20 protein-coding genes and 1 other RNA gene are annotated in these 19,401 nt (G+C 63.1%); 10 read left to right on the forward strand and 11 right to left on the reverse strand.

From position 1 onward, the window contains the following. The first annotated feature begins 184 nt into the window (after positions 1-184). A complete protein-coding gene (locus ACP146_RS03705) occupies positions 185-3,664 on the forward strand; it encodes an AsmA family protein (RefSeq protein WP_422365423.1) in 3,480 nt (1,159 codons plus the stop codon). Between the two features lie 63 nt (positions 3,665-3,727). On the opposite strand, the gene ACP146_RS03710 is transcribed toward ACP146_RS03705, so the two are convergent. From ACP146_RS03710 to fumC, 3 genes are read right to left on the reverse strand one after another with little or no spacing between them, the layout of a single operon-like run. Continuing rightward, positions 3,728-4,237: a DUF2867 domain-containing protein gene (locus ACP146_RS03710; RefSeq protein ID WP_422365424.1), complete on the reverse strand. Its 510-nt coding sequence runs from the start codon at positions 4,235-4,237 to the stop codon at positions 3,728-3,730. 25 nt (positions 4,238-4,262) lie between these two features. Continuing rightward, complete coding sequence (locus tag ACP146_RS03715; RefSeq protein WP_422365425.1) at positions 4,263-4,541, reverse strand: ribbon-helix-helix domain-containing protein; 279 nt, start codon at positions 4,539-4,541, stop codon at positions 4,263-4,265. A 46-nt stretch (positions 4,542-4,587) separates the two neighbouring features. Next, complete coding sequence (fumC, locus tag ACP146_RS03720; RefSeq protein ID WP_422365426.1) at positions 4,588-5,988, reverse strand: class II fumarate hydratase; 1,401 nt, start codon at positions 5,986-5,988, stop codon at positions 4,588-4,590. 367 nt (positions 5,989-6,355) lie between these two features. On the opposite strand from fumC, the gene ACP146_RS03725 reads away from it, so the two are divergent. Further along, positions 6,356-7,855, forward strand: coding sequence for a methyl-accepting chemotaxis protein (locus ACP146_RS03725; protein ID WP_422365427.1), 1,500 nt, complete (start codon positions 6,356-6,358; stop codon positions 7,853-7,855). Positions 7,856-8,047: 192 nt separating this feature from the next. Here ACP146_RS03725 and ACP146_RS03730 read toward each other — a convergent pair whose 3' ends face one another. Then, positions 8,048-8,758, reverse strand: a complete 711-nt coding sequence (locus tag ACP146_RS03730) for a helix-turn-helix transcriptional regulator (RefSeq protein WP_422365428.1) — start codon at positions 8,756-8,758, stop codon at positions 8,048-8,050. A gap of 170 nt (positions 8,759-8,928) precedes the next feature. On the opposite strand from ACP146_RS03730, the gene ACP146_RS03735 reads away from it, so the two are divergent. Both ACP146_RS03735 and ACP146_RS03740 read left to right on the forward strand, forming a co-directional pair. Beyond that, positions 8,929-9,411 carry a VOC family protein gene (locus ACP146_RS03735; protein WP_422365429.1) on the forward strand — a complete coding sequence of 161 codons (483 nt, stop codon included), beginning with the start codon at positions 8,929-8,931 and terminating at the stop codon, positions 9,409-9,411. A gap of 5 nt (positions 9,412-9,416) precedes the next feature. Then, positions 9,417-9,860: a VOC family protein gene (locus ACP146_RS03740; RefSeq protein ID WP_422365430.1), complete on the forward strand. Its 444-nt coding sequence runs from the start codon at positions 9,417-9,419 to the stop codon at positions 9,858-9,860. 45 nt (positions 9,861-9,905) lie between these two features. On the opposite strand, the gene ACP146_RS03745 is transcribed toward ACP146_RS03740, so the two are convergent. Both ACP146_RS03745 and ACP146_RS03750 read right to left on the reverse strand, forming a co-directional pair. After that, positions 9,906-10,559: an alpha/beta fold hydrolase gene (locus tag ACP146_RS03745; RefSeq protein ID WP_422365431.1), complete on the reverse strand. Its 654-nt coding sequence runs from the start codon at positions 10,557-10,559 to the stop codon at positions 9,906-9,908. A gap of 97 nt (positions 10,560-10,656) precedes the next feature. Next, positions 10,657-11,193: a winged helix-turn-helix transcriptional regulator gene (locus ACP146_RS03750; RefSeq protein ID WP_422365432.1), complete on the reverse strand. Its 537-nt coding sequence runs from the start codon at positions 11,191-11,193 to the stop codon at positions 10,657-10,659. 40 nt (positions 11,194-11,233) lie between these two features. Between ACP146_RS03750 and ACP146_RS03755 the strand changes: the two genes are divergently transcribed. Further along, positions 11,234-11,605: a VOC family protein gene (locus ACP146_RS03755; protein WP_422365433.1), complete on the forward strand. Its 372-nt coding sequence runs from the start codon at positions 11,234-11,236 to the stop codon at positions 11,603-11,605. A 234-nt stretch (positions 11,606-11,839) separates the two neighbouring features. Further along, positions 11,840-12,046 carry a hypothetical protein gene (locus tag ACP146_RS03760; RefSeq protein ID WP_422365434.1) on the forward strand — a complete coding sequence of 69 codons (207 nt, stop codon included), beginning with the start codon at positions 11,840-11,842 and terminating at the stop codon, positions 12,044-12,046. Positions 12,047-12,108: 62 nt separating this feature from the next. Here ACP146_RS03760 and ACP146_RS03765 read toward each other — a convergent pair whose 3' ends face one another. Beyond that, complete coding sequence (locus ACP146_RS03765; RefSeq protein WP_422365435.1) at positions 12,109-12,657, reverse strand: SspB family protein; 549 nt, start codon at positions 12,655-12,657, stop codon at positions 12,109-12,111. Positions 12,658-12,852: 195 nt separating this feature from the next. After that, positions 12,853-13,228: a transfer-messenger RNA gene (gene ssrA / locus ACP146_RS03770) on the reverse strand. Between the two features lie 212 nt (positions 13,229-13,440). Here ssrA and ACP146_RS03775 point away from each other — a divergent pair. Together ACP146_RS03775 and ACP146_RS03780 are read left to right on the forward strand one after the other, a co-directional pair. Further along, entirely contained in the window at positions 13,441-14,235 is a 795-nt protein-coding gene (locus tag ACP146_RS03775) for a thymidylate synthase (protein WP_422369614.1), read from the forward strand. Then, on the forward strand, positions 14,232-14,816 hold the full coding sequence (locus ACP146_RS03780; protein WP_422365436.1) for a dihydrofolate reductase: 585 nt from the start codon (positions 14,232-14,234) through the stop codon (positions 14,814-14,816). The genes ACP146_RS03775 and ACP146_RS03780 overlap by 4 nt, the downstream gene beginning before the upstream one ends. A gap of 34 nt (positions 14,817-14,850) precedes the next feature. On the opposite strand, the gene ACP146_RS03785 is transcribed toward ACP146_RS03780, so the two are convergent. After that, positions 14,851-15,516, reverse strand: a complete 666-nt coding sequence (locus tag ACP146_RS03785; RefSeq protein WP_422365437.1) for a class I SAM-dependent methyltransferase — start codon at positions 15,514-15,516, stop codon at positions 14,851-14,853. 173 nt (positions 15,517-15,689) lie between these two features. Here ACP146_RS03785 and ACP146_RS03790 point away from each other — a divergent pair, with 173 nt between their 5' ends. After that, positions 15,690-16,109, forward strand: coding sequence for an SRPBCC family protein (locus ACP146_RS03790; protein WP_422365438.1), 420 nt, complete (start codon positions 15,690-15,692; stop codon positions 16,107-16,109). Positions 16,110-16,247: 138 nt separating this feature from the next. Here ACP146_RS03790 and ACP146_RS03795 read toward each other — a convergent pair whose 3' ends face one another. Together ACP146_RS03795 and apbC are read right to left on the reverse strand one after the other, a co-directional pair. Continuing rightward, the gene (locus ACP146_RS03795) at positions 16,248-16,724 is read right to left on the reverse strand and encodes a YHS domain-containing (seleno)protein (RefSeq protein ID WP_422369615.1); all 477 of its coding nucleotides are present in this window, start codon (positions 16,722-16,724) and stop codon (positions 16,248-16,250) included. 167 nt (positions 16,725-16,891) lie between these two features. Further along, positions 16,892-18,049, reverse strand: coding sequence for an iron-sulfur cluster carrier protein ApbC (apbC, locus tag ACP146_RS03800; protein WP_422365439.1), 1,158 nt, complete (start codon positions 18,047-18,049; stop codon positions 16,892-16,894). 195 nt (positions 18,050-18,244) lie between these two features. Between apbC and hflK the strand changes: the two genes are divergently transcribed. Next, a complete protein-coding gene (gene hflK / locus ACP146_RS03805) occupies positions 18,245-19,390 on the forward strand; it encodes an FtsH protease activity modulator HflK (protein ID WP_422365440.1) in 1,146 nt (381 codons plus the stop codon). The last annotated feature ends 11 nt before the right edge of the window (positions 19,391-19,401 follow it).

The following is a 19,401-nucleotide window of genomic DNA, read 5'->3' on the forward strand; positions in this document are numbered from 1 at the left end:
ATCAGTCTTCGGCTTTGCCGAAGCAACCTGATAAAAGTAACTTAGCGCAATTGGGCAGCCTTGCAATGCCCACTCGGCGAAAGCCAAGACCGTCCGGTCTTATAGCCGCACCCTATTGATTGGCCCCATTGATTGGTTCGGCGGGCTGGACCATCTAGTTGATGTGGACGAGTGAGGAAGTCTGGTGAAGAAGCTTGCCCTTTCGGTCGTTGCGGTCCTGATCCTGCTGATCGGCGGCCTGCTTGTCCTGCCGAGTTTCTGGGACTGGAACGGGGAAAAAGGGCGGATCGCCGCTGAGGTCCGCAAGCTCACCGGGCGCGACCTGAAAATTGTCGGCGACGTTAACCTTCAACTGCTGCCCGCCCCCGCCTTTGCGGCCAGCGAGGTCAGCCTCGCCAACATCGACGGTGCCGATAACGCAGAAATGATCCGGATCGAGGAACTGCGCATCGAAGTGGCGCTGTTCCCGCTGCTGCGCCAGCAGGTTGTGGTTGAGACGGTGACCCTTGTGAAGCCTGAGGTCGTTCTGGAAGTGCTGCCGGACGGGCGCCGCAACTGGGCCTTCGACAGCCTGGCGCAGGCGTCTGCGGATGCAGCCGATCAGCCGCCGGGCGGTGAAACAGCCGGGGCCGATGGGAATGCCGGGTCGGGCGCCGCGGCCGACGACGCGGTGAGGGTCGACAGTTTCGTTATTGAAGACGGCACGCTGTTCTATCGCGATGCCGTCGAGGGTATCGAGGAGCGGCTGACGCAGGTTAATGCCGAGTTGGCGGCGGAAGGCCTGCTCGGTCCCTTTGTCGCCAGCGGTTCAGCGGCTTACGAAGGCATTCGCGGAGACTTCGATCTCAGCCTGGACCGGCTGCGGGACAGGGGCGCCACGGGCTTTACCCTTGGCTTGCGTTTGCCGGATGCCGAGGCCGGCGCGCAGTTCACCGGTGCGCTGTCCCGCCATGAGGACCTGCAAACCCTGCGTGGCCGCTTGCGGCTTGAAGGTGAGGACCTTGGCAGGCTCGTTGCCCTCTTGGCCCCGGGCGGCGGCGCCGTGGAGCCGGATGGCCCCCTGGCGCAGTCCTTCGGATTTGAAACCGAGGTGACCGCGGGCCCGGAAACCGCCGAAGCGGCGGCGACCACGATACGCCTGGGCGAGACCAGTTTTGAAGGCGAGGCGCAGGTTGCCCTCGGCACGGTGCCCGAGATCACGGCCCGCCTTTCGACAACCCGTCTGGATCTGGACAGCCTGCTGCCCTCGGCAGAGGGCAGGCGCGCGCCGGGCAATCAGGGTGTGCGGGGCGGTAGTGGCGCTGTCGGCCCCGGCACCGCCGAAGCGCCGCCGGCGCGGCCGTCAGGCGATGGCGCGGCAGAGACCGTTGCTTTCGACTTGCCCGGCGGGATCGCGGCAAATCTGGATCTTTCCGTGGATACCCTGGTTTACCGGGGGCAGTTTGCCCGTGACCTGCGCGCCAAAGCGCAACTGCGCGATGCCGCGCTGTCGATCGAGACTCTGACCGCCGCCCTGCCCGGCGGCTCGGACATCGCACTCGACGGCAACCTCCGGAGCGTCGAGCAGGAACCGGCCTTTTCGGGCCGGCTGGAGGCAACGTCGGACAACCTGCGCGCCCTGCTCAGTTGGCTGGAGGTGGACATCGCTGAGGTCCCGGCTGATCGCCTGCGCAAGATGGCGCTGAAGACGGCCGTCGATGCCGGCCCGCGGCAGGTCACGCTCAGCGACCTTGATCTGCGTCTCGATGTCAGCCGGATGACGGGCGGCATCGCGGTTGCCCTGCGCGACCGGCCCGGCCTCGGCATCGGACTTGCGGTCGATCGCATCAATCTGGATGCCTACCTGCCGGCGGCAAAACGGTCTGCAGCGCCGGACGGGTCCGCTGGCGAAGCCGCGGCTCCGGCGACCGACGGTGCGGCCGGAAGCAACGATCAAGCCGCGGACGCCGAGTCGGCGGCGCCGAAAGAGTTGGCGTTTCTCGCCGACTTCGATGCCAACCTCGACCTGAAGGTCGGCGCGCTCACTTATCAGGGTATTCCTTTCAACGGCTTGCGGCTCGATGCAACCCTGCAGCAGGGCGGCTTGATCGTGCGTGAAGCATCGCTGGCCGATCTCGCCGGCTCCGGCGGCCGTTTCGCCGGCAGCCTGGCGAACGTTTCCCGCAGTCCCTCCTTTGATGGCTCCCTGGATCTTTCCGTTTCCTCGTTGTCGCGTCTGATCAAGGCCCTGGGCCTGCCGTCACAGGGGCAACTGCCGCTGGAGGCCTTCACCCTGACCGGTGCCGTCAACGGCACGCCGCAGCTCATTCGCTTCGACCAGAACCTTTCCACGCTCGGCGGCCGCCTGAAGGCGGCGGGCAAGGCCGACCTTTCGCAAGGCCTGCCTATCCTGCAGGCGGCCCTGGCGCTCACCCACGGCGACCTCTCCACCCTTTTGCGCGAGCTGTTGCCGGGCGAGGAGGTTCCGGGCGGTCTGGGCGGCGTCGATCTGAAAGGCGAACTGACCGCGGACCCGGCTTCGCTGCGGCTCACGGCGCTGGAGGGCAAGGCCGCCGGTGTCGATCTGGCCGGTGCGCTCGGTCTCAACCTTGCGGGCGCAAGGCCCATGATCACGGCCGATCTGCAAACCGGCCCTCTGCCTCTTGCCGCTTTGGCGGCCCCGGCCGCTGCCGCCGGGGGCGGCAAGAAGGCCGCCAGTGCGCCTTCGAGCAGCCGCTCTGCGGTGCGCAGGGAAGAACGCTGGTCGAGCAAGCCGATCGACCTGGATGCGCTGCGCAGCTTCGATGCCCAGGTGACACTGCAATCCTCGGCGGTTCTCTTGGAAAAAGCGCGTCTGGAGAAGGCGCGGGTGGAGGCGGTTTTGCAGGACGGCCTGCTCGATCTGAAGCGCTTCACCGCAACCGCCTATGGCGGTGCGCTGTCGGTGATCGGCAAGGCGGATGCGCGCGAGACCGCGGCCGGCGGGCTGGAGGTCGCCGCGGCGGTGACGGCGATCGAGGTGAACCTGAAAGACCTGCTGCGTGACCTGGGCGATACCGACCGTTTTTCGGGTCCCATCAGTCTGGAAAGCAGCCTGAACGCCCAAGGCACCAGCGAGGCCGCGCTGGTCGGGAGTCTGAACGGAGAGGGCAAGATCGACGGATCGGTGACCGTCGCCGCCAAGGTCGAGGAACAGGCCGGCGCCGTTCTGCTGGGCATCCTCGGTCAGAAGGTGAAGGAGGTGCGCGGCATCACCGATAGTACCTCCCTGCTGTTCAGCGCCTTTGCCGGAACCCCGGCAAAGATCGACGGTACATTTGTCGTCGAACAGGGGATTCTCACCACCGAGGATACGCGTGTCAGGGGCCGTTCGGCGGAGGCGCTGACGGCCGCCACGATCAACCTGCCGGCTTGGCAGATGAACAGCCAGACGGATGTGTTCCGCGACAGCGATCCGGAGAACGCCTACCTGACCGCGAAGCTGCGCGGCAGCCTGGACGGTCCGGACGTCAACATCAATGGCCAGCCCTTCCAACGCCGGCAGGAGCCGCCTGCCGCAGATCCGGCGAGTCCGGTGGCTCCCCAGGGCAGCAGTGAAACGCCGGCGGAGCGGCCGAAGACGGTGAAGCCGGAAGATCTTCTGAAAGAAGGGCTGAAAGGCCTGTTGAAAGGTTTGGGCGGCTAGGGTCTTTCACGTTTTGACGGCCGGAACCGCTTCGACTTGAGTCGAAAACGCTCTAACCGTTTCTCAAGCGAGTTTTCGTGCCAGGGCCGCGAGCCGCGCGCTGACGATCAGGACATGGAAAGACGAGATGAGGCGGAGGTAGGTTCTGCCGAGGCAGTTGTGGGTGTGGACCAGAGTGGCGAGGGAGATCCGCCCGGGTTTCTCGCGATCGCGGTAAACCGCAATCTTGAAATCCAGATGCCGGTCGTCTTCGCCGAGAATGATTTCGTTCTCTGCAACACTCTGCACGGGGAAGAAGTTTATTGCCTCTCCGGCCTTCACCTTCTCGCGCATCGCGGTATCCCGGGGCAGGTCCGCGGTCTTTTTCAATCCGAAGGGGCCGACCGCGGCATCACGCAGGAACAGCAAGGTGTCGATCCAGGCGGGCAGGCCAATGAAGATGTGCTGGGCGACTTCTTCGATCGGCAGGTTTTCACGGCCAAGCTGCACGGAATAACAGTCCAGAAAGTCGCCCTTTTTGAAGAAGCCGTGCAGCCGGCTGTCTTTCGGTAGCTCCGTCTTCTCGACCGCCATCACCCCAGACCCCCTGGCTCTATGGTTACGGTTCGGCTCCGGCGGGTGGTGTCGCGGGAAGCCGCGCAGCCCCGCCTTGTGCAGCCTGTTGGCGATAGTATTGGAAAAGAAAGACCCGAACGGCAGAGGACAAATTGCCGCTGCGCTCCTTGTCGATCCGCTCGATCAGGCCGTTCATCGACAGGTCCATCTCGCCGGCCACCTCTTTCAGGGCATCCCAGTACACCCCCTCGAGCGACAGAGAGGTGCTGTGCCCGGAGAGCTTTACCGAGTGTTTGCGAAGCTTTGCCGCCGGTTCCGGCATGGGATCAGCTTGTCAGCTTCTGAGGTTCCTTAACTCTTTGCGCCCTTTAACTCTTGGCCCGGGGCCCCAGCATATTGTCCGGCTTAACCCAGGCATCGAAGTCCTCGGCGCTCAGCAGGCCCAGGGCGATTGCGGATTCCTTGAGTGTGGAATTCTCGGCATAGGCCTTCTTCGCCACCTTGGCCGCGTTGTCGTAGCCGATGTGCGGGTTGAGGGCGGTGACCAGCATCAGGGACTGCTGCATCAGTGTCGAGATGCGCTCCTCGTCGGCCTCGATGCCCTCGATGCAGTTGCTGCGGAAGCTGTCGCAGGCGTCGCCGATCAACTGGGCCGACTGCAGCAGGGAATAGATCAGCACCGGCTTGAACACATTCAGCTCGAAATGGCCGTTGGAGCCTGCAACGCTGCAGGTGGTGTGGTTGCCCATCACCTGGGCGCAGACCATGGTCATGGCCTCGGCCTGGGTCGGGTTCACCTTGCCGGGCATGATCGAGGAGCCGGGTTCGTTGGCCGGCAGACGCAGTTCACCGAGGCCGCAGCGCGGGCCGGAGCCAAGCAGGCGGATATCGTTGGCGATCTTCATCAGCGAGCAGGCGATGGTGTTGAGCGCGCCCGAGGCCTCGACCACCGCGTCGTGGGCGGCGAGCGCCTCGAACTTGTTCTCCGCTGTGGCGAAGGGCAACTGAGTGATCTTGGCGACCTCGGCGGCAAAGGCCTCGGCGAAACCTTCCATGGCATTCAGGCCGGTGCCGACGGCGGTACCGCCCTGGGCAAGTTGCATCAGGCGTTCGATGGAGCCTTCCAGGCGCTTGATGCCATAGGCGACCTGAGTGGCGTAGCCGGAGAACTCCTGGCCCAGGGTCAGCGGCGTGGCGTCCATCAGATGGGTGCGGCCGATCTTGATGATCTTGTCGAAGGCCTTGGCCTTGGCGTCGAGGGCGGCATGGAGGCGGCCCAGGGAGGGGATCGTCTCGCCGACGATTTTCTGCACGGCGGCGATGTGCATCACCGTCGGGAAGGTGTCGTTGGACGACTGGCCCATGTTGCAGTGGTCGTTCGGGTGGACCGGCTCCTTGCCGCCTTTGTTCCCGGTGAGGATTTCATTGGCGCGGCCGGCGATCACCTCGTTGGCGTTCATGTTGGATTGGGTGCCGGAGCCGGTCTGCCAGACCACCAGCGGGAAGTGCTCCATCAGCTTGCCGTTGGCAACCTCCTGCGCCGCCTGGCAGATCGCCTCGGCCAGTTTGCCGTCGAGCGCGCCCAGGGCCTGGTTGGTGCGGGCTGCCGCCAGTTTTTGAATGCCCAGCGCCTGCACCAGGGCCGGCGGCATCTTCTCCCCGCCGATCTTGAAGTTGGTCAGCGATCGCTGCGTCTGTGCGCCCCAGTAACGGTCGGCGGGCACGGCGATTTCGCCCATGGAGTCGGTTTCGGTGCGGGTCTCGGTCATGGCGGAGGTTCCTGTGGTAGCGGCGGGCGACTGCGGCATCGGCCGCAGTGGACGGCGCGAGTTTAGGCGGATGATCCTCTCCCGCCAAGATCTTGGCAGGGGGAGCTGCTGGAAAAGCCACTACCCGGAATGGTGGTGACAGTGCGGCGGCGCTGGTGGTTGCGCGGGCCGGCTGAGTCCCTGTCGGCGCCTTTTGTCCCAGGGATAGCGGCTGACTGTCGGTTGCTTCCAGCTGAAGTTAATCCTACCCAATCTATTTCAACCATCCGTAATGTTCATAGTTTTCCGGATACATTTATGAATTAGAAATAATTGCATTGTTTATTTCATCGAAACCGCTTGGAAATATCAGAACAATGGGTGCTTCATGACAATGAAATGGCTGAAGGAAAAGGCTGGCGGCCGTCCCCTTAGTGGCGATGTCCACAAGCAGATGGTCGATAACATGCCGGTCTGCGTGTTGCTCTGCGACCTTGATAACTTCGCGGTCACTTATGCCAACAGCTCCTCGATCGAGGCGCTGAAGGGCATTCAGCACGCTCTGCCGTTGCCGGCTGAGGAGATTGTCGGGCAATCGATCGACATCTTTCACAAGAATCCGGCACATCAGCGCAAGCTGCTGTCCGATCCGAAGAACCTGCCCTACGCCACCAAGATCACGATCGGTGGGGAGTGGCTGGATCTTCTCGTGACGGCACTCTTCGACGACAAGGGCACATACATCGGCCCGATGTTGACCTGGAGCGTGGTTACCGCCCAGGTGAAGAAGGAACAGGAGACCGAACAGCTCCTCAGCATGCTCGACAAAATGCCGGTCAACGTCATGCTGGCCGACAAGGACACGCTGGAAATCACCTATGCGAACAAGACCAGCATCGAGACGCTGAAGCCTTTGAGGCACCTGCTGCCGGTCGCACCGGAAGACATGAAGGGCACCTGCATCGACGTGTTCCACAAGAATCCGGCGCATCAGCGCGCCCTGCTTGCGGACTCGAGCCGTCTTCCCTTCCAATCCAATATCGGCTTGGGTGATGAGAAGCTCTCGCTCGAGGTGACCGCCTTGAACGATGCCGACGGCAACTATCTGGCGCCGATGCTGACCTGGAGCATCATTACCCAGAACATGAATTTGGCGGAAAACGTGTCTTCGGTCGTCACGGCCGTGTCCGCTGCTTCGACCGAAATGCAGAGCTCCGCCGATTCACTGACCAACACGGCTGAAGAGACCAACCAGCGGGCGGCAACCGTGGCCTCTGCCTCGGAGCAGCTCAACGCTTCGATCTCCGAGATTTCCCGTCAGATCACGCATTCGACCGAGATCGCCAGTTCTGCGGTTGAGGCGGCGCAGGAAGCGACCGGTATGATCAACAGCCTGGCCTCTTCGGCCGACAGCATCGGCGAGGTCGTCAGCATGATCCAGGACATTGCCGAGCAGACCAACCTGCTGGCCCTCAATGCGACGATCGAGGCGGCCCGTGCCGGTGAAGCGGGCAAAGGCTTCGCGGTGGTCGCCAGTGAAGTGAAGGCCCTGGCCAATCAGACGGCGAAGGCCACTGAACAGATCGCTCAGCAGATCGGCGAGGTTCAGGGCGCTACCGGCTCTGCGGTCTCCGGGATCTCCACGATCACCAAGACCATCGAGGAGATCAGCAGCGTGACGACGGCCATTGCCTCGGCGGTCGAAGAACAGGGCGCCGCAACCCAGGAAGTCAACCAGAACATCTCCAGCGTTTCCCAGGCTTCCGGCGAAACCGGACGGATGTCCAAGGATGTGTTGCAGGCGGCTGGGGAACTCTCCTCTCAGGCTGAGAAGCTGGAAGGCCATGTCGCAGAGTTCCTCGCCACCATGAATGTGAAATCAGCCTGATCGGCACACCTGCCTTTAGCTGATTCAGGCTGGACTGTTGTTCTTGGCTGCCACACCTGAGAACGACTTTTCCAAGCGGGGGCGGCAAGACCTAAATGGTCTTGCCGCTCTTTCTTTGTTCCGCCGTGTTGCGGATGAAATTCTGCCTATGCGCGTTGTGCCGCAATGCACCCGAGGCCCCGGCGCCTCGCCTCAGGCGTCCGCCCGGCTGCGCCGTTCCCTCTGCCGCGCCCGGTCGGCGGCGACGAAGTCGTGCAGCGTCTTGCCGCGTTCCTCGGCAAAGCGGTCCTCCAGAACCGTCATGTCGCGCATGCGGTCGAGGCGGAAGGCACGGAAATCGATGCGCAGTTCGCACCAGGCGATGAGCAGCCAGACGGGACCGTAAAAGGCCAGCGCCAGCGGACGGACCGCGCGCTCGCTGGCCCGCCCTTCGGCATTGCAATAGTAGAAGTGCAGCTTGCGGCGGTTGCGCAGAGCCGCGCGAATGGCGGCGGCATCGACACTTAGCGGCACCGTCATGTGATCCGCCGGGGCGGCGAGGGGAGTGCGTTCGACCTGTTCGCGCAGCCCCTCCGGGAGAACGGCCTCGACCTTGGCGACGACATTGGTGGCCGCCTTGGCGAGCGCCGGGTCGGCCCAGGACTCGATGATCCGGGCCCCCAGTACCAGGGCCTCGATCTCCTCCTCGGTGAACATCAGCGGCGGCAGATCGAACCCGCGCTGCAGGACATATCCCACCCCCGCTTCGCCCTCGATCGGGACGCCGCTGGCTGCGAGGTCCCGGATGTCTCGGTAAATGGTCCTTTCCGAAACCTCCAGGGCTTCCGCCAGGCGCCGCGCCGTCACCAGTTTGTGGCGGCGAAGCTCCTGGACGATCTGAAACAATCGATCTGCTCGGCGCATGCTGTCTCCTCCTGACAGGCAAGATAACAAAAGCATGCTGACAGCATGTTGTCAGGAGGGATTTGCTACACCTCCGGCCAGAGAACAAAACCCGAAAACATCCCCGGTTCTGACGCCCTGATTTCCGAAGCCCCCACGTCGAATCCCCCAAGTCAAGGAGACCCGCCGCCATGCGGATGAGCAGCCTGCATCCCATCGTCACCACCGACCGCTTCGCCGAGACAAAGACCTTCTATCGCGCCCTGCAGTTTACCTATGCCTTTGAAGGGGAATGGTATTTCCATCTGGTCTGGCCCGGTAATCCGACCCTGCAGTTGGCCTTTATGCGGCCCGGTCAGGCCGACCAACACCCGCTGTTCCAAACTCGCTTTTCCGGCAGGGGCCTGTTCCTCGGCCTGGAAGTCGACGAGGTCGACAGGGTTCACGATGATCTGCTGCGCCGCGGTTTCGAGATCGAGGTCAGCCTGCGCGACGAACCCTGGGGCCAGCGCCACTTTGCGATCCAGGACCCCAACGGCATCGTCCTGGACTTCTACGCCATGACCGAACCGACGGCAGACTACGCCGATCAGTATAAGAAGCCCGGTCAGGAAGAGCGCGGCAGCCTGCGCCAGATGGCCCGCCTGGCGCTGATCGAGCCGGCCCTGGGGTGAGCGATATGACAAGCGATATGCCCCTGCTGGGCACCATGAACCATGTCGCCATCACGGTCAGCGATCTGGCGGAATCCACCGCGCGCTTCTATGGCCCGCTGCTGCGGTTCCTCGGCTATGAGCCGACCGTGGAGGAAGCGGAGATGTCGGTCTGGCTCTCGGCCAGCGGCTGCGCGGTCAACCTGTGGCAAGCCAAGCCGCAGCATGCCGGGCGAAGGCCGGAACGCTATGCACCGGGTTTTCACCACTTCGCCTTTAACGCGGACAGCCGGGCGAGCGTTGACCGCTGCCATACCTATCTGCGCGAGGCGGGGATCGAAATCCTCGATCCGCCGGCCGAGTACGACTATGAGCCGGGCTACTACGCCCTGTTCTTCGCCGATCCCGACGGCATGAAGTTTGAGCTGGTGCACCTGCCGCCGCAGTCCAACGCCTCTGTGGTGGCGTAGCGCGTTAACGCGCTCTTGTGGTTCCCGGCGCCGGCCGAAAAGGGCCTAAGCGAGGCTGCGCAGGAAGCCGTCCAGGGCGGTGATGGCTTCCTGCCAGTTCTGATCCCGGCTGCGGCCGCTGGCCTTGCGGGGTTTCAGGTCATGATCGCCGTCTTCGGCCCAATGCAGGCGGATGCTGTCGGAAAGGGAATAGCCGGCAACCTCCGCCTGATTGCCCAGGCTGTCGCGGGTGCCCTGCAGGATGAGGGCGGGGGTGCGCAGGTCCGCCAGGTGTTCGGTGCGCAGACGCTCCGGCTTTCCGGCGGGGTGGAAGGGGTAGCCCAGGCAAACCAAGCCGCGGACCGCTGTCTTGGCCGCGTTTTCGGCGGCGATCAGGCTGGCCATGCGCCCGCCCATCGACTTGCCGCCGATCACCAGCCTCTCGGCACCCAGGGTTTCGATGACGCTGCGCCAGCTTTCGAGCAGGACCGGCGCCCGGTCCGGCGGCCGCCGTTTGCCGTCGTCGCGGCGTTTGGCCATGTAGGGAAATTCGAAGCGAACGACGCGCCAGCCCCGTTCGGCCAGTCCTTCGGCAAAGGCGTCCATGAAGGGTGTGTCCATCGGTGCTCCGGCGCCATGGGCCAAGGCCAGGGTGAGGGGCGCGTCTTCCGGGCCGTCGAACAGGAAAACGGGTCTTAAATCACTGGATAAGTCAGGCACATCAAACGCCTCATTTTCGGTTCAACAACATCTGGTCATGCAGAGAGGGCGGCGGCAGGTCCCGGATCCGGTAAACCCCTTTTGACCGCCTTGCCGCCTAGATGCTCAGGCCAATCGCCTGGTTGATTTTCATACCTGCATTTACGGCATGATATGTCGGAAAGGGGGAGCGCCGGGAAACATCTATCTCACGTTTGAGCCATTCCCGTTCCTCCAGAACGCATAGTGATTTGGACAGGGCCCGATCCGTGATCGTTCCCAGTCCGGATTTGATGATCGAAAAGCGCTTCGGCGACTCCGTCACCGCCAGAATGGGCACGGCCCAACTCCGCCTGATGATGGCGAAGCCGTCGTCATCGGGCACAGTCTCGACAATCCTGCTTGCCGTCGCCGCAGCCACCACGCCTGTGGGGGTCAAGCGGAATTCCGGCCGCAAGGGATGGCCGTGACCCGGGTTTCTTTCGAGCAACCCAAGCTGGACCAGATGATTCAGGCTCGATGCAAACGCGGTACGGCTCGCTTTGGTGGCCGCCAGCAAAGGGGCCTGCCGGCCCGCGACGCCGGAATGCAAAAGGGCAAGGATTTTCAATGACCAGGCTTTGGATGTGAGGTTGACAAGGAGCGTTATATCCATAAAGTATATTTACTATACTTTTGATACATTGGGAAGCATCATGCCGGTCGTTTCTTTGGACAACACAATCACTTTGGCTCTTTCGGTTCGCGACAGGCACGCAAGTGCGGATTGGTACGAAAGAAATCTCGGTTTCCAACTGCTCGCCCATATCGACGAAGCCGGGTGGAGCGAGATGCGGACCAAGACCGAGGGCGTCACCCTGGGGTTGGGCGAACAATCGGAGCCCGCACCCGGCAACACCGTTCCCGTGTTCGGCGTGGCGGACATCGCGGCGGCGCGCGCAGCCTTGGAAAAGGTCGATGTGAAGTTCGATGGAGAGACTGAAATCATCGAGGGAATGGTCAGCACCGCGACATTCTATGATCCGGACGGCAATGCCCTCATGCTGGCCCAAGACCTTTCAAAATAAGCAGGATTTCAAAGAAGAGTGGTAGCGGCAGGTGGGCCATCACCATTCGGTCTTCGGCGGCGGCCGTCGGTTGCCGGTCATGGGCCGCTATTGGCCATAAGTCCGGATACTAACACTCCTTTAACCAAGCCCCGCGATGATAGGTCTGCCTGAAAGTCCAGGCGCCCTGCTGTTTTCTGCGCCAAGCCGCGCGGGGGCGGACGGCGACCGGGACCGCACCCAAAGGAGCAGGCCATGGAAGATATTCGCCACCGCGACCTCAGCCAGATTCCTGAGGACGAGATGAGCCCGGAGGAACGCCGCGAGCTGAAGCGGCGCTTCGAGGAATTCGTCGGCCTGATGCGCCGCCCCTCGGTTGCCAACAAGATCGGCGCCAAACCCTCGGAGAAAAAGCTTCAACGCTGGGACCCTGCGAGCATGGGCAGACGCCGCTCGCGCTGATCGGACATGTTTTCGATAATCGCACCGCCGCGATCCGGCTGAGGCCGGATCTTTAGGCCGTTCTACTTTTTCCGGAAAGCATCCAGGGTAACGACCTTCTCGGCGCTTTCGCCCGCGCCGCTTTCCTCCGCACCATCTTTCCCTGGTGACTTGCCGCCTTCTTCAGACGCCTCCTGCGTCTCATCGTCCCCGGTTCCCGACGGCGGCTTGCCGACTTCGGCGAGCCCCGGTCTGGGGGCATCCGATGCCGCTGCACTATCGTCTTCCGATTTTGTGCCCTCCGGCGATTCGACGTCGAACTGCAGTCCGAAGCGCACTGAAGGATCGGCGAAAGCGGTGACGGACGGGAAAGGAACCACAAGCCGATGCGGCACATCGGCGAAGCTGAGGGTAACGGCAAACTCGCTGTCGGAGATCTCCAAACCCCAAAACTGGTGCTGCAGAACGATCGTCATCTCGCCGGGATAGCGCTCTTTCAGCGATGCGGGGATCTCGACCCCCGGATGCTCGGTGCGAAAGGTGATGTAGAAATGATGGTTGCCGGGCAATCCCTGTTCAGAGGCATACACCAAGGCCCTGCGCACCACACTGCGCAGAGCGTCTTCAACCATGCGATCGTATCGCAATTCCTCTTTGCCCATAACCTCCACCACGCTCCTGCGCACCCTGTATGCGGTCCCGCGTCACCTTATTTTATTGTCCGCGCTCCGCCGCCGCCATGACCGCGGAGAGCGCTGCGGGTTGGGGGACCCGATCTTCCTGTCTTTAACCCCCCGGTGGGGCGCTTCTGTTGCCGTCTGCGCCCCGGTGGGGCGCTTCTGTTGCCAGGTGCGCCCCGAACCCCGCCTAGGCTTGTGAGAGCCTAGGGCTTAATTTGGCTAACCCGACCGCATTAAGCGGCGAGGCGTGCCTCACTGTAGTTGTCGTTCGCAACTAAAGTATGGCCCGATAACGGCGGTACCATGCCGGGAACCAAACTCATCTTTACCACGCACGTCGATCCTATTTCGCCCCCATAGCCCCCTGTTCGAGCACCCATCCGTCCGGTGATCTGAGAGGAAATGGTGGAGGCGCCGGGTACTGCCCCCGGGTCCGTAGCGCTTATTCCACAAGCCTGTTTAGCGCCATAGCCGGTAAACCGGCATAGTCAATATAAGCCTTTTCCGGTTCCGTTGAAAGGTCTCCTGCGGTGGCTCCCGGCCTCCTTGCCGCCTGATGATTAACCTTTTTGGATGCGGCTTAGGGCTGCCCCGTGCCGGGCAAAGCGGTTAGAATTGCGGCCGGCGACTCGGTCTGCGCCACAAGACCCGTCCGGGACCGGCAAGATGCCGGCGGACGGGCCGGCGTCGGCGGCGTCGAACCTGAAGCCCGGAACCAAGACGAATAGGCCCACAGTGAAGCAATACCTCGATCTTCTGCGCCTGGTGCGAGAGCAGGGCAGTTATAAAGGCGACCGGACGGGAACCGGCACCCAGAGCATCTTCGGTCACCAGATGCGCTTCGATCTCGGCGCCGGATTTCCCATGCTGACCACCAAGAAGCTGCACCTGAAGTCGATCATCCACGAACTTCTCTGGTTTCTTCAGGGCGACACCAACATCGCCTATCTGAAGGCCAATGGCGTGCGGATCTGGGATGAGTGGGCCGACGAGAACGGCGACCTGGGGCCGGTCTACGGGGCCCAATGGCGCTCCTGGCCGGCACCGGACGGTCGCCATATCGATCAGATCAGCCAGATCCTCGATCAACTGAAACGCAATCCCAATTCCCGGCGGCTCGTGGTGTCGGCCTGGAACGTGGCGGAGATTGAGCGCATGGCCCTGCCGCCCTGCCACTGCCTGTTCCAGTTCTATGTGGCCGAAGGCCGGCTTTCCTGCCAGCTCTACCAGCGCAGCGCCGATATCTTTTTGGGGGTGCCCTTCAACATCGCTTCCTATGCGTTGCTGACGATGATGATGGCCCAGGCCAGCGGTCTCGAGCCCGGCGACTTCGTTCACACCCTGGGCGATGCGCACCTCTATGTGAACCATCAGCAGCAGGCGGACCTGCAGCTCCAGCGGACGCCCCTTGCGCTGCCCACGATCCGGATCAATCCCGCGGTGCGTGATCTTTTCGCCTTCCGCTTCGAGGACTTCGAGCTGTTGAACTACGAAGCCCATCCCCACATCTCGGCACCGGTTGCGGTGTGATTCAGGCAGAAGTTCCGAACGCGCTGCCCTTGGCGCTGATCCTGGCGCGCGGCGAGAACGGAGTGATCGGCCGTGCGGGCGGTCTGCCCTGGCATCTCTCCGGCGACCTCAAGTTCTTCAAGGCCCAGACCCTCGGCAAGCCCGTCGTCATGGGACGCAAGACCTTTCAATCCATCGGCAAGGCCCTGCCGGGCCGGCCCAACCTGGTGATCACCCGCGACCCGGAATTTCGTGCCGAGGGGGCGGAGGTCTTTGCGGATCTGGAGGCTGCTCTGGCCCGGGCGCGGGCGCTGGCCGCGAGCCTGCCGGAGGAGGGGCCGGAGGAGGGGCCGGAGGAGGGAGCGCTACGCGAAATCATGGTCATCGGCGGCGGCCAAATCTATGCCCTGGCTCTGCCGCTGGCGCAGCGTCTCTACATCACAGAGGTTCATGCCGCGCCGGAGGGCGACACCTTCTTTCCCGACCCCGATCCCCGGGAGTGGCGGGAGGTCAGGCGCGATCCACCGGTTTCCGGCGGCGAGGGTCAACCGGACTACAGCATCGTTGTTCTTGAACGGACCGCTAGAGCAGATCCGATCTAGCGCAGGCTGACGAAAAGGCCGGGCGACCGGCCGCTCAGGCCTTGCGCCAGGCGGAAATCCGAAACAGTGGAAAGAGCGGCAGGAACAGCGGGTGATAGAGCCCGAAGACCTTGCGGAAGCCATGTTCGCCGAGGAATTTCTCGACCTGCCAGGCGGCGTGATAATGGTCGTGCGGCTTCTTCTTGCCGAACACCACGCGCAGCAGGCGGTAGGCGAGATTTTCCGACGGTAGCGAGGTGAACAGCGTTCCCTCCGCGTCGAGCCAGTGCCTGATCCGCTCGACCGGGAAGCTCAGATCCTCGAAATGTTCCAGGACATCCGCGGCGACGATGGCGTTGAAGGCGCCCGGACCGAAGTCGAAGTCCTTGATGTTGGCATTGGTGATCTGAACGTTGTCGAGCTGATAGCGTTCGCGCATCTGTTCGGCCTGGCTGGTGTTCAGGTCGATCAGATCGACACGCTGGAAGCCGCTGGACAGCGACGGCATGAAGATGCCGCTGCCGCCGCCGAAGTCGAGGCAGCGTCCATCCCGGCGCGCGAGGCGGCGCATCAGCAGCGTCAGCATCCACAACCTTGCCCAGAAGAACTCGCGCAGAAACGGGTTCGGCGCGCAGTAGACATCCAGAGCGATGTCTGCGGATTGGGTGTTCCGGTCGATCAGGCCGCGCAGCAAGGCGAGCGGCGGCTTCACATAACGCATGAAATCCTTCCAGGCCGGCGCGAAACGGGGAAAAGCGCAGCGTGGCAGGGCCGATTTAACAAAAGGTGAAGGCGGGCCTTGAGGCCGGAACGGCTGCGGAATTGACTTCATTTGACGTGAACATGCTCTAGACTGTCGGATCGATGAAACCCAACAGGGGAGGCGCTGCGATCATGCCAAAGGTGAGCTCTACCACGGAACTTCCGGTTCCGGCCCAGGCGGTCTGGTCGGTGATCGGCAACTTCAACGGACTGCCGGACTGGCATCCGGCCGTGCAGAAAAGCGAAAGCAAGAAGGACGGCGGCACCACCCTGCGCACGCTTTCATTGATGGGCGGCGGCACGATCGAAGAGAAACTGGAACAGATCGACGAGAGAGAGCGGCTCTATACCTATTCCATCGTCTCCAGCCCGCTGCCGGTGGCCAACTACACCGCGACCCTGCGGGTGCGCGAATCAGACAGCGGTGGCTGCACTGTCGCCTGGTCCAGCGAGTTCGACGCCTCGGGCGCGACCGAGAATGTCGCGATCGAACAGATCAGCCAGATCTACGAGGCCGGTTTCGAAAATCTAAAACGCATGTTCGGCGGCTGAACCGCGCCGGATGGGGTGGGCCGGGCCGACGCGGACTGTGCCGCCGTCACCCCGCAGGAAACCGACCGCGAGAGGTTGAGAGATTCGGGGGGGGACCGTTCGCAACGGCCCCCCCGATTTGCGATGAAGCCCTGTCGGTTACCCGCCGGCTTTGATTTGCGGCCAGTTGGTGTCGGCCTTGGCGATACGGCCGGGAATGTCGCGTTCCCAGCGGCGCTGAACCGACTTGGAGTAATTCAGGTAGAGTTTGTCGTCGACGATCTTCCAGGCGTCCGGATCGATGGAAGCGGTATAGCCCTCGGAAACTGCCCAGGCGCAGTAGCCGCCGTATTGCGGCGCATAGCGCAGCGGATCGGCGGCAAAGGCATCACGATTGGCCGCGGAGGCGAAGCGCCAGACTGCCCCCTCGTATTCGGTGGTGAACTGGGCCTTTCCTTCAACCGGTTTGCCGTCGGTGAAGTAGGCCACCGGATCGTATCCCCGGATCGCCAGGCCGCGCTTGGTGAAGACCGGATCGATAGCCAATGCCGGGCGAGCGGCAATCAGGGCTGCGGCCGTCAGGCCCCCTGTCATAACCAGGCCGGCAAACTGCCGGCGGGACAAAGCCTTTTGCATCATGGTCGTTCCCTTCTCAGGGCGCCGAAACTTGGCGCAGTTCCATTCTTCCCAAATCGGGTCTGGCTGAGAGAATGGTGGCGCCCTTCAGCCCGCACAATTCAACGCCCCCTCACTTTTCTGCGAGTCTTCCGGGAGGTCGTAGGCCGGGACCGGTGGCCGGCGGTCTACTGCATCACGATCTTGGGCGCCTGACGCGCGCCCCCGGCATCGATCTGCGTCGAAACCTTGTCCCAGACCCTCTGGGCAATCGCGCTGTAGGCCTTGGCGTGGGGCGCATCGGGATTGGACACGACGATCGGCCGGCCCTCGTCGGAGGTTTCGCGGATCTCGATGTCGAGCGGCACTTCCCCGAGGAACTCCATGCCCAGCTTATCCGCCTCCCGCTTGGCGCCGCCATGACTGAAGATATGGGATTCGTGGCCGCAGTTGGGGCAGACGAACATGCTCATGTTCTCGACGATGCCCAGCACCGGCACATCCACCTTGCGGAACATGTTGAGCCCCTTGCGGGCATCCAGCAGGGCAATGTCCTGCGGTGTCGAGACGATCACCGCGCCGGTCAAAGGCACCTGTTGGGCCATGGTCAACTGGGCGTCGCCGGTGCCCGGCGGCATGTCGACCACCAGGATATCCAGTTCGCCCCATTCGACGTCGCGCAGCATCTGCTGCAGGGCGCTCTGAACCATGGGGCCGCGCCAGATCATCGGGGTGTCTTCGGCCACCAGGAAACCCATGGACATGCATTTGATGCCGTAGTTTTCCATCGGGTTGAGGATTTTGCCGTCGGGCGAGGTCGGCCGCCCGCTGATGCCCAGCATGCGCGGCTGGGAGGGGCCGTAGATGTCGGCGTCCAGCACCCCGACCTTGAGGCCGAGCTGGGCCAGGCCCAGAGCCAGGTTGGTAGTGGTGGTCGATTTGCCGACGCCGCCCTTGCCGCTGGCCACCGCGACGATGGCCCGTACACCGGGCACCATGGCCCGCTGGCCGCCGGCCTGTCCCTGCGCCTGACTGCCTTGCGCCTGATTAGGGGCCGGGGCCGCCCCGCCGCCGCCCTGTCCGGCGTTCTGGCCGGCCCGTTCGGCCGTCAGGACCGCGGTGACCGAGATCACCCCGTCAAGCGCGTGAACCGCCTGTTCCGCAGCTTTGCGCAGCGGTTCCATCGCCGCGCCCTCCTTGGGATCGACCTCGATGGCAAATCCGACATTGCCGTCTTTGACGATCAAACCGGAAATCATGCCTAGGGTTACGACGTCCTGTTGGCTTTTCGGCTCCACAATTCCCTTCAAGGCCGCGAAAATGCTTGCCTCGGTAACTCCACTCATCCTTGAAAACTCCCCAATCCGGCCGATATTCAGGCAGGCGGTTCCTGCCAGACTCGTCTAGTACAATGGCCCAAGCGTGATATAAGTCCGGCGCGCGGCGATTGCAGCCTCGAATCCGTATGTTTCGGGTCAGTTTAGTCGTTTCGGCGGGATAGCCAATTCGGGCAATGAATTCAGGTAACGGGATGATGTGTTATGCCTTGGGAAAATAAAGGTGGCGGCGGCGGCCCTTGGGGCAGCGGCGGCGGTGGTGGATCCGGCGGATCCGGTGGCGGCGGTCCCTGGGGCCGCGGCGGTGGCTCCGGCGGCGGACAGCGCCCGCCCGATATCGAGGACATCATCAAAAAGGGCCAGGACCGGGTTCGCAACCTCATCCCCGGCGGCGGCGGTCTTGGACTGTCCGCCTATCTGATGATCGGCCTTCTGCTGATCGTCATTTGGGGCCTGACCGGCATTTACCGTGTCCAGACCAATGAGCAGGGCGTGGTGATGCGCTTCGGCCAATGGATCGCGACCACCGAGCCGGGCCTGAACTGGCATCTTCCCTGGCCCATTGAATCGGTTGAAACGCCCAGCGTGACCTCCGTGCAGCAGATCGACGTCGGCTTCAGCGCCGCTGGCAATACGCGCACCGCCACACGCCGTGACACCGAAAAAGAAAGCCTGATGCTGACCGGCGATCAGAACATCATCGACATCGATTTCTCGGTACAGTGGAAGATCGCAGATGCCGGCCAGTATCTCTTCAACATCCGCGAGCCCGAGGCGACGGTGAAGATCGCCGCCGAGTCCGCGATGCGCGAGATCATCGGCCGTACCGACATTCAGCCGGCGCTGACCGAAGCGCGCGGCACCGTCGAGGCGGAGGCCCGCAGCCTTCTGCAGGCCACCCTCAACGAGTACGAGGCCGGGATCGAGATCACCGAACTGGTGCTGCAGGACGTGCAGCCGCCCGAAGCGGTCATCGATGCCTTCAACGATGTGTTGCGCGCCCAGCAGGACCGTGACCGTCTGCGCAACGAGGCCGACAGATACCGCAACGACATCCTGCCGCGTGCCCGCGGTGACGCGCAGCGCGTGGTTCAGGGCGCCGAAGCCTACAAGGAGCGGCTTGAGAACGAGGCCGAAGGTGAGGCCGAGCGTTTCCTCTCGGTTTTCCGCGCCTATCAGCAGAACCCGGACGTCACGCGCCGGCGGATGTATCTGGAAACCCTTCAGGGCGTGTTGAGCGACACCGACAAGGTGATCATGGACAGCGGGTCCCAGGGCTCCGGCGCCATTCCCTACCTGCCCCTGAATGAACTGCGTGGCCGTGTCGGTGTGACCGGCAGCGGCAGCTGAGGAGAGCGATC

The organism is Pelagibius sp. (assembly GCF_965249265.1).
GTDB lineage: Bacteria > Pseudomonadota > Alphaproteobacteria > Kiloniellales > Kiloniellaceae > Pelagibius.

Bases quoted from the DNA above. Each gene is read 5' to 3' on its own strand.
- ACP146_RS03740 (WP_422365430.1), top strand. From the start codon at position 9,417: ATGACAAGCGATATGCCCCTGCTGGGCACCATGAACCATGTCGCCATC.
- ACP146_RS03750 (WP_422365432.1), bottom strand. From the start codon at position 11,193: ATGGATATAACGCTCCTTGTCAACCTCACATCCAAAGCCTGGTCATTG.
- ACP146_RS03760 (WP_422365434.1), top strand. From the start codon at position 11,840: ATGGAAGATATTCGCCACCGCGACCTCAGCCAGATTCCTGAGGACGAG.
- ACP146_RS03715 (WP_422365425.1), bottom strand. From the start codon at position 4,541: ATGCCGGAACCGGCGGCAAAGCTTCGCAAACACTCGGTAAAGCTCTCC.
- ACP146_RS03710 (WP_422365424.1), bottom strand. From the start codon at position 4,237: ATGGCGGTCGAGAAGACGGAGCTACCGAAAGACAGCCGGCTGCACGGC.
- hflK (WP_422365440.1), top strand. From the start codon at position 18,245: ATGCCTTGGGAAAATAAAGGTGGCGGCGGCGGCCCTTGGGGCAGCGGC.
- ACP146_RS03785 (WP_422365437.1), bottom strand. From the start codon at position 15,516: ATGCGTTATGTGAAGCCGCCGCTCGCCTTGCTGCGCGGCCTGATCGAC.
- ACP146_RS03735 (WP_422365429.1), top strand. From the start codon at position 8,929: ATGCGGATGAGCAGCCTGCATCCCATCGTCACCACCGACCGCTTCGCC.
- ACP146_RS03795 (WP_422369615.1), bottom strand. From the start codon at position 16,724: ATGCAAAAGGCTTTGTCCCGCCGGCAGTTTGCCGGCCTGGTTATGACA.
- ACP146_RS03755 (WP_422365433.1), top strand. From the start codon at position 11,234: ATGCCGGTCGTTTCTTTGGACAACACAATCACTTTGGCTCTTTCGGTT.
- ACP146_RS03765 (WP_422365435.1), bottom strand. From the start codon at position 12,657: ATGGTTGAAGACGCTCTGCGCAGTGTGGTGCGCAGGGCCTTGGTGTAT.
- ACP146_RS03790 (WP_422365438.1), top strand. From the start codon at position 15,690: ATGCCAAAGGTGAGCTCTACCACGGAACTTCCGGTTCCGGCCCAGGCG.
- ACP146_RS03725 (WP_422365427.1), top strand. From the start codon at position 6,356: ATGACAATGAAATGGCTGAAGGAAAAGGCTGGCGGCCGTCCCCTTAGT.
- ACP146_RS03730 (WP_422365428.1), bottom strand. From the start codon at position 8,758: ATGCGCCGAGCAGATCGATTGTTTCAGATCGTCCAGGAGCTTCGCCGC.
- apbC (WP_422365439.1), bottom strand. From the start codon at position 18,049: ATGAGTGGAGTTACCGAGGCAAGCATTTTCGCGGCCTTGAAGGGAATT.
- fumC (WP_422365426.1), bottom strand. From the start codon at position 5,988: ATGACCGAGACCCGCACCGAAACCGACTCCATGGGCGAAATCGCCGTG.